Origin of the sequence: Seonamhaeicola maritimus, assembly GCF_008056315.1 — a bacterium.
In the GTDB taxonomy this organism is placed as follows: domain Bacteria; phylum Bacteroidota; class Bacteroidia; order Flavobacteriales; family Flavobacteriaceae; genus Seonamhaeicola; species Seonamhaeicola maritimus.
This window is the reverse complement of sequence record NZ_VRKQ01000018.1, coordinates 18,040-33,867: the sequence shown is the minus strand read 5'-3', so window position 1 is coordinate 33,867 and position 15,828 is coordinate 18,040. Positions and strand designations below refer to the sequence as shown.

The window sequence follows — 15,828 nt, the reverse complement described above, 5'->3', positions numbered from 1 at the left end:
TTAAAGAAAAAATCGTTCTTTAGGCAAAGTACATTTTTGATTATGAAGACAATTTTAATATTTTTTTTGTCTATCACTAGCCGCTTTTGCTCAACAACCAAAAGAAGAAACTAAAAAAGTAACCCAACTTAGTAATTTCATGTATTCTAATAATGAAAGTCCATCTTTCAGTTATTTGAAATAAATCAATACTAAATTTTATCGAAACTGTTAAGAGCTACATAATACCTCTTAGAATACATTAAAATAATTTACTTTTGCTCTCAACATGAACAAAGAAATTACCAGCACTCAAAACACGTTAGTTAAACAACTTGTTCAATTAAAAGACAAATCTCGTGAACGAAAGAAATCAGGTTTATTTTTAATTGAAGGACAGCGTGAAATTTCTTTAGCCTTAAAAGGTGGTTATAAGCTAGAAACTATTTTATTTTACCCTGATTTAATTTCGGAAGAGGAAATTGATTACTTAATTGGAAATGAAATAAAATTGATTGAGATTTCAAAAGAAGTCTATCAAAAATTAGCCTACCGTGATACAACTGAAGGTGTTTTAGCTGTTGCTAAAACTAAAAATCAGGATATCAATGATCTGGTTTTTACGAACAACACTCCCCTTATACTTGTAGCCGAAGCACCAGAAAAACCTGGTAATATTGGAGCTATTTTAAGAACCGCTGATGCTGCTAATGTTGATGCGGTAATTATAGCTAACCCAAAAACAGATTTATATAATCCTAATATTGTTCGATCAAGTGTTGGTTGTGTTTTTACTAACCAAGTAGCAACCGGAACCACTTCTGAGATTATTACTTTTTTAAAGTCAAAGAACATTAATTTATACTGTGCTGCTTTGCAAGCCTCTTTAGAATATACTACTCAAGATTACACAAAATCTTCTGCTATTGTAGTTGGTACTGAGGCTACCGGACTGAGTGATGAATGGATAGAAAACTCCACTCAGAATATTATAATCCCCATGCAAGGAGAAATAGACTCTATGAACGTGTCTGTTGCGGCGGGAATTCTTATTTTTGAAGCCATTCGTCAAAGACAGTCTTAACTCATAATTCAAATGACAGCAAACACACTATTTTATATTATCATAGCAATCATAGTGCTTAATTTTATCGTTGATAAAATTCTAGACGCCTTAAATGCAAAACATTATAATAATGAATTACCTAAAGATTTACAAGATGTTTATGATGAGGAGGAATACAAAAAATCTCAGAATTATAAATCTACCAATTATAAGTTCGGGATTTTAACATCTACATTTTCCATACTTTTAACTTTAGGATTTTTAGTTTTTGATGGATTTGAATTTGTTGATAATATTGCTAGAAGTTACAGCAGTAACCCAATTATAATTGCTTTGATTTTCTTTGGAATCATAATGATTGCCAGTGATATTTTAACAACTCCTTTTTCATTTTACAGCACCTTTGTGATTGAAGAAAAGTTTGGATTTAACAAAACCACCAAAAAGACTTTCTTTTTAGACAAAATAAAAGGCTGGTTGATGCTGGCTATTTTAGGTGGTGGTCTTTTGGCATTAATTATATGGTTTTATCAAGTAACAGGTAAATATTTTTGGTTGTATGCTTGGGGACTAATAGCCATATTCACCATTTTTATGAATATGTTTTACTCTAAACTCATTGTACCTCTTTTTAACAAACAAACACCATTAGAAGAAGGCTCTTTAAGGGATAAAATATCAGCTTACGCCCAAACAGTTGGTTTTAAACTCAATAAAATATTTGTGATTGACGGTTCTAAACGAAGTACCAAAGCAAACGCATACTTTTCTGGTTTTGGAAGTGAAAAACGTGTAACACTATATGATACTTTGATTAACGATTTAGAAGACGAAGAAATTGTTGCTGTTTTAGCTCATGAAGTTGGGCATTATAAAAAGAAACATATCATATTTAATCTAGTGGCATCAATATTGTTAACTGGTTTAACACTTTACATTTTATCATTATTCATTTCACAACCTATCTTGTCGCATGCATTGGGTATTGAAACTGCTAGTTTCCATATTGGGCTTATAGCTTTTATGTTACTCTACTCACCTATTTCTGAGTTAACTGGGCTGATTATGAATGTATTCTCCAGAAAATTTGAATACCAAGCAGATGATTATGCCAAAAACACTTATAAAGGAGAACCTTTAATTACCAGCCTTAAAAAATTATCAAAAAATAGCTTGAGTAATTTAACACCACATCCAGCTTATGTATTTATGCATTATTCACATCCTACTTTGCTGGATCGAATTAAAAACTTAAGGAAGTAAACATACACTGCCGACGGATTTTCAGATTTGACTTTATGAAAATTTTCATCTACTTTAGTTTGCATATGTTGAACTTGTTTCAGTTATATAGGGTATGAAAACAATTTATATTCATAAGACCAATAGGTGCAATTGAATAAAACTATGAGTGAAACAATCTAAGTTAATACTTCCGATAATCGTAATCTCTCAATTCTGTTGTACATCACTCTGGTTTGCAGGGAATGGTGTGATGGCCGATTTGATGGTAAATTTCAACCTTAAAGAAAGTGCTTTAGGACACTTAACCTCGGCTGTACAATTCGGTTTTATTTTAGGAACACTGATATTCGCCGTTTTAGCTATTGCTGACCGATTTTCACCATCAAAAGTGTTTTTAACGTGTGCTTTACTCGGCTCCCTATTTAATGCGGGGTTAATATGGGAAGGGAACAACTTATCAAGCATCCTTTCACTTCGTTTTATTACAGGCTTCTTTTTAGCCGGTATATACCCAGTAGGAATGAAAATAGCTGCGGACCATTATGAAAAAGGATTAGGTAAATCACTTGGTTTCTTAGTTGGTGCCTTGGTGGTTGGCACTGCATTCCCACATTTAGCGAAGGAAATGACTGGAGCTTTTCCATGGAAATCTGTAATGGTCTTAACTTCATTTCTTGGAGCGTTAGGTGGTCTATTGATGTTTATTATGGTGCCTGACGGTCCATACCGAAAACCAGGAAACAAGTTAGAAATATCAGCTTCTTTTGATGTATTTCGAAATCATAAATTTCGTTCTGCGGCCATCGGTTATTTTGGCCACATGTGGGAGTTGTATGCCTTTTGGGCATTTGTACCTATCATACTAAGGACATATAGCGTGAAACATCCTGAAGCTGCATTTAATGTTCCGTTATTGTCTTTCCTAATTATAGGAGTCGGTGGATTAGCCTGTGTACTCGGTGGATATCTCGCACAAAAATTAGGAACTAAACGAATAGCATTTATAGCACTTCTCTTATCTTGCGGATGCTCCCTTTTTTCTCCTTTGATGTTCTTGACCGAATCTGAAAGCTTTTTTATTGGTTTTCTTCTTTTTTGGGGAATGGTTGTTATTGCAGACTCCCCTCTATTCTCAACGCTAGTCGCTCAAAATGCCTCAGCAGAAATAAAAGGGACAGCACTTACCATTGTAAATTGCATTGGCTTCTCAATAACTATAATTAGTATCCAGCTTCTAAATGTTTTGCAGGCTACAATCAACCCAATATATATTTATCCAATATTAGGATTAGGCCCAATATTGGGTTTGATAGTATTATACAAAAAAAATAAACCGCACCAAACAAAACCTAAACTGCATTGAAACGGAGATTAGCGACACCGTTAAACAAATCTTCCCAAAAACAAAACCAACACACCAACAACACAGAATTAGTAAACAAGTGCGTTAAAGATTGAACCATCTGTTTGAAATCCTTTTTGCCAAAGTAAAAAGATTGAGTCGTGAAAGCGTATTAAAACGCCCAAATAAAAAAGCATTACCTTTGCCGCTTGAATTCCTCAGCGTGAGGATGTGTTACTAGAAGTTTTAGGAAAAGTATGTCGATTCGCTTCTTTATGTAACACCACATAATAAATCGCATACATATTACAGAATGAGCACATTCCAAGATTTAGGTCTTAATGACGACCTATTACAAGCTATTACAGATTTAGGGTTTACAAAACCCAGTGAAGTACAAGAAAAAGCAATTCCGATTTTATTAGATTCTGAAACAGATTTGGTTGCCTTGGCACAAACAGGAACTGGTAAAACAGCTGCTTTTGGGTTTCCTATGCTACAAAAAATTGATATAGATAGCAGAACAACTCAAGGCTTAATTTTATCACCTACCAGAGAGCTTTGTTTACAAATAACAAACGAAATGAAACAATACGGTAAGTATTGTAAAGGACTTAACGTGGTTGCCATTTATGGTGGATCTAGTATTACAGATCAAGCCAGAGAGGTGAAAAGAGGGGCACAAATTATAGTGGCTACTCCTGGTAGAATGAAGGATATGATTAGCAGACGCTTGGTAGATATTTCTAAAATTCAATATTCAGTTTTAGATGAAGCTGATGAGATGCTAAACATGGGTTTTAAAGAAGATATTACTGATATTTTATCGCACACACCTGATGATAAAAATACATGGTTGTTTTCTGCAACTATGCCTCGTGAAGTTGCTGCTATAGCTAAAAACTTCATGTACAGTCCGGAGGAGATTACTGTTGGAAATAAAAATGAAAGTACAAATCAAGTATCTCATGAGTATTATCTAGTTAACGCCAGAGACCGTTACCAAGCATTGAAACGTTTGGCAGATGCTAATCCAGATATATTCTCAGTTATTTTTTGTAGAACAAAACGTGATACTCAAAAAGTGGCGGAGCAACTAATTGAAGACGGTTATAGCGCGGGTGCTTTACATGGTGACCTAAGTCAGAATCAACGTGATTTGGTAATGAAATCGTTTAGAAACAAACAAATACAAATGCTTGTAGCTACCGATGTTGCTGCACGTGGTATTGATGTTGATGATATTACACACGTTATTAACTACCAATTACCAGATGAAATTGAAACCTACACCCACCGTTCTGGTAGAACAGGGCGTGCTGGAAAAACAGGTGTTTCTATGGTCATTGTTTCTAAAAGTGAGGTTAGAAAAATTAAGAGTATTGAGCGCATTATAAAGAAAGAATTCACAAAGAAAGACATTCCTGATGGTATGATGATTTGTGAAATACAATTGATGTCTCTTGCCAATAAAGTTCACAATACTGAGATAAACCATGAAATTGATAAGCACTTAGACAGTATTAATGAATTGTTTGAAGATGCCAGTAAAGATGAGTTAATTAAGAAGTTTTTCTCTGTTGAGTTTACACGTTTTTATAATTATTATCAAAAATCTAAAAACCTTAATATTTCTGATGCGGGTGATAAAGGACGTGATTTTGAAAGCGAATCTAAATCTACAAGATACTTTATTAACGTTGGTAAAAAAGATGGTTTTGATTGGATGAGTTTAAAAGACTTCTTAAAAGAAGTTTTAGAGTTAGGTAGAGATGATGTATTTAAAGTTGAAGTAAAAGATAGTTTTTCATTCTTTAACACCGAAAATGATCAAAAAGAGAAAGTACTTGCTTTCTTCACCGACTTTAAACATAATGGACGCTTTGTAAATGTTGAAGTTTCTGAAAATCGTGGTGGTAGAGGAAGACGTGATGGAAGAAGAAGTGGTGGAAGACGTGATGGCCGCGGAGGAGGCGGACGACGTAATGATAGAAGAGGTGGTGACGAAAGACGAAGTGGTGACGAAAGACGAAGTGGTGGTGAAAGACGTTCTTCAAGACGAAGCGACTCCGATGGAAACCGAGGAGAAAGACGCCGTAGCGAAGGGGAATCTAAACCAAGGCGCTCAGATTCTGGATCTAAATCAAATAACTTTGGAGCTTCAAGACCAAGACGTTCCCGAAGGTAATTAAACTTAATTGTTAATTTTAAGTCAAAATATCATACAAAAAGAAGTGTTACTATTTTGTTTAGTACTTTTATAACCAAATTAGAGTTATATTTAATATTTATGAAGCGCTACCTACTAGTTATTTGTTTTCTTTTTACATCTGCTATATTATTGGCACAAGATGATACAATGGCTATTGGTGTCGTTTTAAATTCAACCAATAACAAACCTTTAGAGAGTGTAAATATTGTTAATCTTAATGAAGTAAAAGGAACCTCTACTAATAGTAAAGGAGAATTTGAAATCAGTGCAAAAGTTAATGATACGCTTCACTTTTCTTACCTTGGGTTTAAATCTATAAAAGTTAGAGTTACTAATGATTGGTTAAAGTTTGGAAGCTCTGAAATAAAACTAACGGAATTAGCTTTAGCGCTTGAAGAAGTAGTTGTTAATCAGCTTAAACTAACCGGATATTTAGAGGTTGATATTAAGCAGGTACCGGAACCTAATGATAATTACCGTTATCAAATTTCTGGTTTATCAAGTGGTTATGAGGCTGGCAAACCTAAAGGCATTAATAAAATAATAGGTTCTATTTTCAATCCAGCAGATTTTCTGCATAGAATGTTTGGCAAAAAACCAAACGAATTACGGAAACTAAAAAAGATGAAAGAGGATGATAAGATTAGGAACTTATTAGCTTCTAGGTTCGATCGCGAAATGCTTGCTGCCTTACTTAAAGTTGAAAGAGTAGATTTAGATGAAATAGTTAGTCAATGTAATTATTCACAGGGATTTATTCAAACGGCTAACGATTTACAAGTTCTTGATGCCATAAGTGAATGCTACGAAGAATACAAGATATTGAGTAGAGGTAGAAATAATAGGCTATAGATAAAAAAAAGAGAAGGGAAAGCTTCTCTTTTTTTTATACTCTAGAGTGAAGTGCCACCCTATTCCCCTCACAATCAATAAACACCCCCATATAACCATGCTCTGGTGATATTTCCGTTTTAGGTTGGTATATTTTACCTCCTGCAACCTCCACTCTATCCAATTCATTTTGCACATTATCACTCATAAAATAAACCAATGTACCCTCTTGACTAGGAATATATGTTTCCTGCTTTATTAAAGTTCCAGCTGCTCCTTCTTTACCTTCAACAAAAGGAAACCAGCCCATAATTAAACCTCCAAAATTTTGAACATCTAATTTAATTTGAAAGACATGCTCATAAAATACTTTGGCTCTATTCATATCTGACACAGGAATTTCAAACCAACCTACCATATTTCTATCCATAATTTCTATTTTTATTAGTGGACTGAATTTACAAAATTTATGACTTATTATAGAAACGAGCTACAATCTTGTCATAACTCTTAATGGTTTTAGCTATCCAATCTAACTTCTTTTCTTGTATTTCAGTTACCGAAAGTCGCCAATTAAAATCCGTCTGTTTAAGTTTAGATGTAACATGTTGTAATATGATAGCCGCCGAAACAGAAATATTCAAGCTTTCTGTAAAACCGGCCATGGGGATTTTCAAATAACAATCGGCTGACTCTAAAACTTCATCAGACAATCCTTCTGTTTCCCTACCAAAGAAAAAACAAGACTTTTTGGTTATATCAAAATCGTTTAAACTACAGTCGTTAGTATGAGGCGTAGTTGCAACAATTTGATATCCTTTTTCTTTTAAATCTTCAATACAATCTCTAACGGAATGATAACGATTTAAATCCACCCACTTTTGAGCCCCCATTGCAATTTCTCTATCAATACGTTTGGTGTTTTGCTCTTCAATAATGTTCACTTCCTGAATACCAAAAACATCACAACTTCTAATAACCGCACTGGTGTTATGTAATTGATATACATCTTCTGTAGCCACAGTAAAATGCTTGGTTCGTTTAGAAAGTACTTCATTAAAACGTGTTCTCCTGTTTTCTGTTAAGTAAGTTTCTAAATAATCAAGTAAAGCAATATCAATCATATAATTCTCTTTTTTATAAAGACTAATATAAGGCATCATCAGAAATCTAGTAAAATTGATTTTAATTAAAAGTTTAACTTTCTTCATTTAAAAAAGTACTTTCTCAAAATAATCAACAATTAATTTATCTTTGCAGCACTTTTAAGGAATACCAATGCGCATAGATATTATTACCGTTTTACCTGAGTTACTAAAGAGTCCGTTTGAAGCCTCTATTTTAAAACGTGCCATTGATGCTAATTTGGTGGAAGTTCATTTTCATAATTTAAGAGATTACACAACCGATAATTATAAAAGTATTGACGATTATCAATTTGGAGGTGGTGCTGGTATGGTAATGATGATTGAACCCATAGACAAGTGTATCTCTGGCTTAAAAGCAGAACGAAATTATGATGAGATAATATATATGACACCAGATGGTGAAACATTAAACCAAGGTATCGCTAATCAACTATCATTAAAAGAGAACATTATTATTCTATGCGGTCATTATAAAGGTGTAGACCAACGTGTTAGAGACCATTTCATCACCAAAGAAATCTCTATTGGCGATTATGTATTATCAGGTGGCGAGTTGGGTGCTGCTGTTCTTTGTGATGCGGTAATTAGATTAATTCCAGGGGTTTTAGGTAATGAAACTTCTGCACTTACAGATTCGTTTCAGGACAATTTATTGGCGCCTCCCATTTATACACGCCCAAGAGAATATAATGGTTGGGATGTACCAGAAGTTCTATTTAGTGGTAACTTCCCAGAGATTGAAAAGTGGCGAGAAGATCAGGCCTACCAACGTACTAAAGATAGACGACCAGATTTATTGGAGGAATAAATGAGTATTATCACAGAAATATTTATTGAATTCATTTTTAGAGGTTTAATTGTTCATGGTCTTTGTTTATACACCCGATTTTATTTTTTTAAACTTATAGGAAAGCCAAAATCAATGAAATATTTGATTGGTGAAAAAAATGTAAATGATATCACAGATAAAGTTCAGCAACCGGTTTTCAATGCAATAATTGGTTTAACTGTTTTTGCATTAATAAGTATCTCAATTGCCTATTTAGTCTACAACTGAAATTGTGTTAAGGATAGAAGCGGCATCCTTTTTATTATGGATTCCTGCTTTCGCAGGAATGACAGAATTAAATGATATAGCGAATAGCCTAACCTGAAAGGGAACACCAAAAAAAACACCAACAAAATATTGTAGATTATTAATTAATACTTATTTTTGCACCCAATTTCGGGTTAACCTCTGGCGAAAATCGTGAATGTTGTTCTGAAACAACCATTATAAATTAAAAAAGATGGAATCTTTAGTAAAATTTGTTCAAGACGAATTTGTAACAAGAAAAGACTTACCAGAGTTTGGAGCTGGCGATACAATTACAGTTTATTACGAAATTAAAGAGGGTAGCAAAACTAGAACTCAGTTTTTTAGAGGTGTAGTTATTCAACGTAGAGGATCTGGATCTTCTGAAACCTTTACAATTAGAAAAATGTCAGGATCAATTGGAGTAGAGCGTATCTTCCCAATTAATTTACCTGCATTACAAAAAATAGAAGTAAATAAACGTGGTAAAGTACGTAGAGCACGTATATTCTACTTTAGAGGCCTTACTGGTAAGAAAGCTAGAATTAAAGAGAGCAGACACTAGAATTACTTTAAAAACTAAAACAATTAAAAGCCTTGATTTAAAATCAAGGCTTTTTTTATTAACAAAAGTTAATAAGTGTGGTTTATAACCGGTTGATATCTAAACCCTTAAAAAATTTGTTTTTTTGATTTCTGGTCTTATCTTAGCAGAAGGAATAACAACAAATTCTTAGGAATTGTTTTCATTTTAAGAGTGAATTAATGTTATTTCTAATAAGGTAACGTTCTTTATTATAATTGTTTTTTGAGATTTTGAGGTGCCAGGTGTATGCGTGGATAACCAAAAAATCATGATACTGTAAAAAGTCCTATATGCGAAAGCAGGTAGCAACTGGTGCAGTTGAAAGCTTAAAAATGTAACAAAAGCGAAAGTGATTGTTGTAAATATGAGCAATGCTTGAAACAAACCCAACGTGAAAACGAAAGGAAACTTGATAGCATCAAAAAGAACAATTAACTGAGGCATTTTAGTAATTAGGTCAATACATTTTGAAAATTACACATAAAATGCTTCATTGAAATACAAGACTGAAGTTGAAAAGGTTTGATGAAAATTTAAACCGATTTGGTAGACATACTAAATAGATAACAGAATTGTAATTTCAAAGAAAGCCATATCAAAGGAGATTTAATTCTGCAGTGATATGGCTTTTGTTATTTTATAACTTCAATGACCATTTTTTATCAAATTCGTATTGGTAAACCAATTTTTTAAAATTCTAACAAATTTGGAAGAATCACTACTTTTCATTTAATAGAATCGCCAATTTAATGGGCTATTTTTGTATATTCGCATCGCTAAAAATGAATCTGCTAATTTTTATAAGTTTTTAGCATTCTAATAATTCTCAAAAAAAGCGACACTAATGTCTAAAATTATTTATACTAAAACTGACGAAGCTCCGGCTTTAGCAACGCGTTCTTTTTTACCAATTGTTGAATCTTTTGTGGAGTCTGCAGGAATTGATGTTGAATCGAAAGACATCTCTTTAGCAGCAAGAATACTAGCTGCATTTCCAGATTATTTAAATGAAGATCAACGTGTTTCTGATGATTTAGCACTACTTGGCGAACTGGTTAAAAAACCTGAGGCAAACATCATCAAATTACCTAACATTAGTGCTTCTGTTCCTCAGATAGAAGAAGCTATTGAAGAATTACAATCTAAAGGTTATGCGGTACCAGATTACCCTAGTGAACCAAAAAACGATGAACAAAAAGACATTAAGTCTCGATACAATAAAATTAAAGGTAGTGCGGTAAATCCTGTATTAAGAGAAGGAAACTCAGATAGACGTGCACCTAAAGCTGTTTCTCATTACGCTAAAAAGAATCCTCATAAAATGGGGAAATGGGAAAAAGACTCTAAAACTCACGTGGCTTCGATGGAGGCTTATGACTTTTATGGGTCTGAAAAATCTGCTACGATAACTGAAGCTACTGAATTTAAAATTACTTTCAATGGTAAAGAATTAAAGGGTCACGCTCCTTTATTAGCAGGAGAAATTATTGACACATCAGTAATGAGTATAAGTGCTCTTAAAGCATATGCCGCAAAAGAAATTGCTGATGCAAAAGCAAATGGTGTATTGTTATCATTACATATGAAAGCTACGATGATGAAGGTTTCAGACCCGATTATTTTTGGTGCTATTGTTGAAGTTTTCTATAAAGATGTATTTGAAAAATACGCAGAACTATTTGATGAATTAGGTGTTGACCCAACAAATGGAATTGGTGATGTTTATGATAATTTAGAAGGTCACCCTAAAGAAGATGAAGTAATTGCTGCTATTAACGCTGTATATAAAGATGCACCTTCTGTTGCCATGGTAAATTCTGATAAAGGAATTACAAACCTACATGTACCCTCTGATGTTATTGTAGATGCTTCAATGCCTGCTATGATACGTTTAGGAGGACAAATGTGGAATGCGGAAGGGCAACAACAAGACACCAAAGCTTTAATTCCAGACAGATGTTATGCTGGTGTATTCCAAGCCACAATTGATTTCTGTAAAGAAAATGGTGCTTTTGACCCTGTAACAATGGGAACAACTCCTAATGTTGGACTAATGGCTCAAAAAGCTGAAGAGTATGGATCTCATGATAAAACTTTCCATTTAGATGAAGCTGGAACTGTTGATGTTGTTGATACTAACGGAAATATACTTTTATCTCAAAAAGTTGAAGCTGGTGACATTTTTAGAATGTGTCAAACCAAAGATGCTCCAATTCAAAATTGGGTTAAACTAGCAGTAGATAGAGCTAGAGCAACTGGTTGGCCTGCAGTTTTCTGGCTAGATGAAAACAGAGCCCATGATGCTGAACTTATTAAAAAAGTGAACACCTATTTACCTAATCATGATACATCTGGATTAGAAATTTTCATAAAATCTCCAATTGAAGCTACGTTATATACTTTAAAGAGAGTAAAAGTAAACTTAGATACAATTTCTGTAACAGGTAACGTATTGCGTGATTACTTAACAGATTTATTCCCGATTTTAGAATTAGGAACTTCTGCTAAAATGTTATCAATTGTACCTTTAATGAATGGTGGTGGATTATTTGAAACAGGTGCTGGTGGTTCTGCACCAAAACACGTAGATCAGTTATTAGCTGAAAATCATTTACGTTGGGATTCTTTAGGTGAATTTTTAGCATTAGCAGTTTCTCTAGAACATTATGCCGAAGTTAACAACAATCAAAAAGCCAAAATTCTTAGTGAAACTTTGGATGATGCTACCGAAAAACTACTTGATAACAAAAAGAGTCCTTCAAGAAAAGCAGGTGAGTTAGATAACAGAGGTAGTCACTTCTATTTAGCTATGTATTGGGCGCAAGAATTAGCAAATCAAAATGAAGATACTGAACTCAGAGACCATTTTAAACCAATTGCTTCAAGCCTAGCTGCTAATGAAGAAACTATTATTAATGAATTAAATAACATTCAAGGGGAGCCTGCTGATATTGAAGGATACTATTTCCCAAATGAAAACTTAGCTAGTTCTATAATGAGACCAAGCAAAACCTTAAATAAAATACTAGGTTAAACAAAAAACCTAACAACTTGTTAAAAGCTCCTTTTCTAGGAGCTTTTTTTTTACATTTATATAAAATTGCATATAGATGAGACACCTTTATTCAGGTTATCTTTTAATATTACTACTCGTATCTCACATAGGTTTTACTCAAGAAAAATTTACTTTAAGCGGAATTATTTCGGAAAACACTAGTAATGAAACACTTATAGGTGTAAATATTATTTTTCCAGAAATTAAATCTGGAACTACAACAAATGAATATGGGTTTTATTCTATTACTTTACCAAAAGGAACATATAAAATATCTATAAGTTATTTAGGCTATACTACCATAAATGAAGACTTAGAATTAAACAAAAACATAACTAAAAACTTCAGTTTGTTTAACGCTTTAGAAAACTTAGATGAAATTGTTATCACAGAAAACATTGAAAAATTAAGCATCCAAAAACCTCAAATGAGTGTTAACAAGTTAACTTCTTCAACCATTAAAGAAATACCTGTTGTACTTGGTGAATCAGATATTGTTAAAGCCATTACACTTTTACCTGGAGTTACAAGTGTTGGTGAAGGTGCCTCTGGTTTTAATGTGAGAGGTGGCGCTGCAGATCAAAATCTTATTCTTTTAGATGAGGCTACAATCTACAATTCATCACATTTATTTGGGTTATTTTCCGTGTTTAACCCTGATACTATTAAGGATCTACGCTTGTATAAAGGTGGAATTCCTGCCCGGTACGGAGGTAGAGTATCTTCCGTTCTAGATATTTATCAAAAAGAAGGTAACAGTAAAGAATTTCACATGAATGGGGGTATTGGACTTGTCTCCAGTAGATTATTAGCTGAAGGACCATTAAAAAAAGATAAGGGGTCTTTTTTACTCGGTGGAAGATCTAGTTACGCTCATCTATTTCTGCCACTTTTTGACATTGACAACATAGCTTATTTCTATGATTTAAATACAAAATTGAGTTATAAACTAAACTCAAAAAACAATATTTATATATCAGGTTACTTCGGGAGAGATGTTTTTAGAATTGAAGATACTTTTGAAAACACTTATGGTAATTCAGTATTAAACTTCAGGTGGAATCATTTATTTTCAGATAAGTTATTCTCTAATTTATCTCTAATATATTCTGATTATTATTACGATTTAAAACTAAGCTTTGTGGAGTTTGATTGGGTTTCAGGAATTAGAAATTTTAATCTAAAATACGATTTCAAACACTATCTATCCAATAGCCTTAAATTACAATATGGTTTAAATAGTGTGTACTACAAATTCAATCCAGGAGACATTAAACCAACCACAGAAACATCAGGTATAAATCCCTTTAAACTTATAGATAAGTACGCATTTGAAAATGCGATATACTTGGATGTAGAACATAATCTTTCCAATAATTTATCCTTATCATATGGGTTAAGATTAAGCTCCTTCTTAAGATTAGGGCAAGATGAACTTAATGTTTATAACAATGATGAAGCCGTAACCTTTAATGATGAACTTCAAATCTATGAAAAGGCAAATCCAATTAGTACTGAAACTTTTAAAAAGAGTGATGTTATTGAAAACTTTTTCAACTTTGAACCTAGATTTTCTATGGCTTATCAGCTAAATTCAAATACTTCAGTAAAAGCTAGTTATAACAAAATGTATCAATATTTACATTTGTTATCAAACACCAATGCTCCAACACCTTTGGATATTTGGACACCCAGTGGAAAATATGTTAAGCCACAATCATTACATCAGTATGCTGTAGGCTATTTTAAAAACTTTAAAAATAATTTGTATTCTATAGAAGTTGAAAGTTTTTATAAAACCATAAAAAACAGAATAGATTATATTGATGGCGCAGACTTAATTGCCAACAACGCCATAGAACAAGTTATCTTAAATGGGGAAGCTAGAGCTTACGGACTAGAGTTTCTTTTAAGAAAAAACGAAGGAAGATTTAAAGGGTGGTTAGCCTATACCCTATCAAAATCTGAACAACAAACTAAAGGAAGAACAACCACCGAGACTGGAATTAATAATGGAGCATGGTACAAAACACCATTTGATAAGACTCATGATATTTCGCTAACAACCAGTTATAATTGGAGTGAAAGGGTTAAACTAAACGCAAACTTTTTGTTACAAACAGGACAACCAGTTACGTTTCCTAATAGCCAATATGAATACAACGGTATAAATATTCCAAATTTCGGATTAAGAAACGAAAACAGACTTCCATCATATAACCGATTAGACGTGTCGCTCACATACACACCAAAACAGAAAAAAGAAAAAAAATGGAAAAGACATTGGGTATTTAGTATTTACAATGTTTACAATAGAAAAAATGCAAACACCATTTCATTTGGTCAAAATTATGAAACTGGATTAAATGAGGCTACAAGACTAGCCCTCTTTGGAATTGTACCATCAATATCTTATAATTTTAAGTTTTAAGGTCATGAAAAAAATAGTTTATATAATCATTCTAGGCTTTTTAATTTCATCCTGTGAAGATGTCATTGATGTTAATTTAAAAACCGCCGAACCAAGGTTGGTCATTGATGCTTCATTATCTTGGGTTAAAGGCACACAAGGTAACGAACAGGAAATAAAACTATCATTAACAGCTCCATATTTTGATAATAACATTCCACCTGCAACAGGAGCAACCGTTACAGTTTCAGATTCAAATAATAATACTTTTAATTTTATTGAACAAGGAACTTCTGGTATTTACACTAACAATACATTTATTCCTGAAACTTATAGCACTTATACGCTTTCCATTAATTATAACAATGAAATTTACACTGCTATTGAGACATTATTCCCTGTGGTTCCCATTGACTATGTTGAACAAAACGACAACGGTGGTTTTTCTGGTGATGAGATTGAAATAAAAGCGTATTATACCGATCCAGAACTTGAAGAAAACTACTATTTATTTGAATTCTCAACTCCTGGTAAGGTCCCGACTTTAGAAGTTTATGATGATGAATTCAACAATGGAAATCAAATTTTTGGTTTCTATTCAGATGAAGATTTAGAAACTTCGGATAATATAACCATAAAGATTTCCGGAATATCACAACGTCATTATGACTTCATGTTTATTCTGCTGCAACAAACCGATGATGAATCTGGTGATCCTTTTGAAACACAGCCAGCCACCGTGCGAGGGAATTGTGTGAATCAAACCAACACAGATAATTATCCGTTAGGATATTTTAGACTGACCGAAACCGATGTTTTCAATTATACCGTTCAGTAAATCAGCTAAATATTAGAGTGTTTACAAGATCTTATTTTGGT

The 15,828-nt window shown here is 33.1% G+C and carries 13 protein-coding genes; 11 read left to right on the top strand and 2 right to left on the bottom strand.

Annotated features, from left to right (window positions below; translation table 11 throughout):
- Positions 1 to 268: 268 nt before the first annotated feature.
- The 5 genes from FUA22_RS15120 to FUA22_RS15100 all read left to right on the top strand — a co-directional run bounded on the left by FUA22_RS15120 (position 269) and on the right by FUA22_RS15100 (position 6,696).
- Positions 269 to 1,063: a TrmH family RNA methyltransferase gene (locus tag FUA22_RS15120; protein ID WP_147769432.1), complete on the top strand. Its 795-nt coding sequence runs from the start codon at positions 269 to 271 to the stop codon at positions 1,061 to 1,063.
- Positions 1,064 to 1,075: 12 nt separating this feature from the next.
- Positions 1,076 to 2,308: a M48 family metallopeptidase gene (locus FUA22_RS15115; protein WP_147769431.1), complete on the top strand. Its 1,233-nt coding sequence runs from the start codon at positions 1,076 to 1,078 to the stop codon at positions 2,306 to 2,308.
- A gap of 148 nt (positions 2,309 to 2,456) precedes the next feature.
- Positions 2,457 to 3,653 (top strand): MFS transporter, encoded by a 1,197-nt coding sequence (locus FUA22_RS15110; protein ID WP_147769430.1) that lies wholly within the window; start codon positions 2,457 to 2,459, stop codon positions 3,651 to 3,653.
- A gap of 292 nt (positions 3,654 to 3,945) precedes the next feature.
- Positions 3,946 to 5,820, top strand: a complete 1,875-nt coding sequence (locus tag FUA22_RS15105; RefSeq protein ID WP_147769429.1) for a DEAD/DEAH box helicase — start codon at positions 3,946 to 3,948, stop codon at positions 5,818 to 5,820.
- A 102-nt stretch (positions 5,821 to 5,922) separates the two neighbouring features.
- Complete coding sequence (locus tag FUA22_RS15100) at positions 5,923 to 6,696, top strand: carboxypeptidase-like regulatory domain-containing protein (RefSeq protein ID WP_147769428.1); 774 nt, start codon at positions 5,923 to 5,925, stop codon at positions 6,694 to 6,696.
- Between the two features lie 34 nt (positions 6,697 to 6,730).
- On the opposite strand, the gene FUA22_RS15095 is transcribed toward FUA22_RS15100, so the two are convergent.
- Complete coding sequence (locus FUA22_RS15095; RefSeq protein WP_147769427.1) at positions 6,731 to 7,105, bottom strand: VOC family protein; 375 nt, start codon at positions 7,103 to 7,105, stop codon at positions 6,731 to 6,733.
- Between the two features lie 37 nt (positions 7,106 to 7,142).
- Complete coding sequence (locus tag FUA22_RS15090) at positions 7,143 to 7,799, bottom strand: TrmH family RNA methyltransferase (RefSeq protein ID WP_147769800.1); 657 nt, start codon at positions 7,797 to 7,799, stop codon at positions 7,143 to 7,145.
- 154 nt (positions 7,800 to 7,953) lie between these two features.
- Between FUA22_RS15090 and trmD the strand changes: the two genes are divergently transcribed.
- From trmD to FUA22_RS15065, 6 genes are all read left to right on the top strand, one after another.
- Positions 7,954 to 8,631, top strand: coding sequence for a tRNA (guanosine(37)-N1)-methyltransferase TrmD (gene trmD, locus FUA22_RS15085; protein WP_147769426.1), 678 nt, complete (start codon positions 7,954 to 7,956; stop codon positions 8,629 to 8,631).
- A gap of 114 nt (positions 8,632 to 8,745) precedes the next feature.
- Positions 8,746 to 8,880 carry a hypothetical protein gene (locus FUA22_RS18660; protein WP_262713240.1) on the top strand — a complete coding sequence of 45 codons (135 nt, stop codon included), beginning with the start codon at positions 8,746 to 8,748 and terminating at the stop codon, positions 8,878 to 8,880.
- A 232-nt stretch (positions 8,881 to 9,112) separates the two neighbouring features.
- On the top strand, positions 9,113 to 9,463 hold the full coding sequence (gene rplS, locus FUA22_RS15080) for a 50S ribosomal protein L19 (protein WP_147769425.1): 351 nt from the start codon (positions 9,113 to 9,115) through the stop codon (positions 9,461 to 9,463).
- An 865-nt stretch (positions 9,464 to 10,328) separates the two neighbouring features.
- Positions 10,329 to 12,518, top strand: a complete 2,190-nt coding sequence (locus FUA22_RS15075) for an NADP-dependent isocitrate dehydrogenase (RefSeq protein WP_147769424.1) — start codon at positions 10,329 to 10,331, stop codon at positions 12,516 to 12,518.
- Positions 12,519 to 12,594: 76 nt separating this feature from the next.
- The gene (locus tag FUA22_RS15070; RefSeq protein WP_147769423.1) at positions 12,595 to 14,970 is read left to right on the top strand and encodes a TonB-dependent receptor; all 2,376 of its coding nucleotides are present in this window, start codon (positions 12,595 to 12,597) and stop codon (positions 14,968 to 14,970) included.
- Positions 14,971 to 14,974: 4 nt separating this feature from the next.
- Positions 14,975 to 15,787, top strand: a complete 813-nt coding sequence (locus FUA22_RS15065; RefSeq protein ID WP_147769422.1) for a DUF4249 family protein — start codon at positions 14,975 to 14,977, stop codon at positions 15,785 to 15,787.
- The last annotated feature ends 41 nt before the right edge of the window (positions 15,788 to 15,828 follow it).

Excerpts from the sequence above, each read along its gene's own strand:
- FUA22_RS15115 (WP_147769431.1), top strand. The coding sequence starts at position 1,076 with ATGACAGCAAACACACTATTTTATATTATCATAGCAATCATAGTGCTT.
- trmD (WP_147769426.1), top strand. The coding sequence starts at position 7,954 with ATGCGCATAGATATTATTACCGTTTTACCTGAGTTACTAAAGAGTCCG.
- FUA22_RS15105 (WP_147769429.1), top strand. The coding sequence starts at position 3,946 with ATGAGCACATTCCAAGATTTAGGTCTTAATGACGACCTATTACAAGCT.
- FUA22_RS15070 (WP_147769423.1), top strand. The coding sequence starts at position 12,595 with ATGAGACACCTTTATTCAGGTTATCTTTTAATATTACTACTCGTATCT.
- FUA22_RS15120 (WP_147769432.1), top strand. The coding sequence starts at position 269 with ATGAACAAAGAAATTACCAGCACTCAAAACACGTTAGTTAAACAACTT.
- FUA22_RS15090 (WP_147769800.1), bottom strand. The coding sequence starts at position 7,799 with ATGATTGATATTGCTTTACTTGATTATTTAGAAACTTACTTAACAGAA.
- FUA22_RS15075 (WP_147769424.1), top strand. The coding sequence starts at position 10,329 with ATGTCTAAAATTATTTATACTAAAACTGACGAAGCTCCGGCTTTAGCA.
- FUA22_RS15100 (WP_147769428.1), top strand. The coding sequence starts at position 5,923 with ATGAAGCGCTACCTACTAGTTATTTGTTTTCTTTTTACATCTGCTATA.
- FUA22_RS15065 (WP_147769422.1), top strand. The coding sequence starts at position 14,975 with ATGAAAAAAATAGTTTATATAATCATTCTAGGCTTTTTAATTTCATCC.
- FUA22_RS15095 (WP_147769427.1), bottom strand. The coding sequence starts at position 7,105 with ATGGATAGAAATATGGTAGGTTGGTTTGAAATTCCTGTGTCAGATATG.
- FUA22_RS18660 (WP_262713240.1), top strand. The coding sequence starts at position 8,746 with ATGAAATATTTGATTGGTGAAAAAAATGTAAATGATATCACAGATAAA.
- rplS (WP_147769425.1), top strand. The coding sequence starts at position 9,113 with ATGGAATCTTTAGTAAAATTTGTTCAAGACGAATTTGTAACAAGAAAA.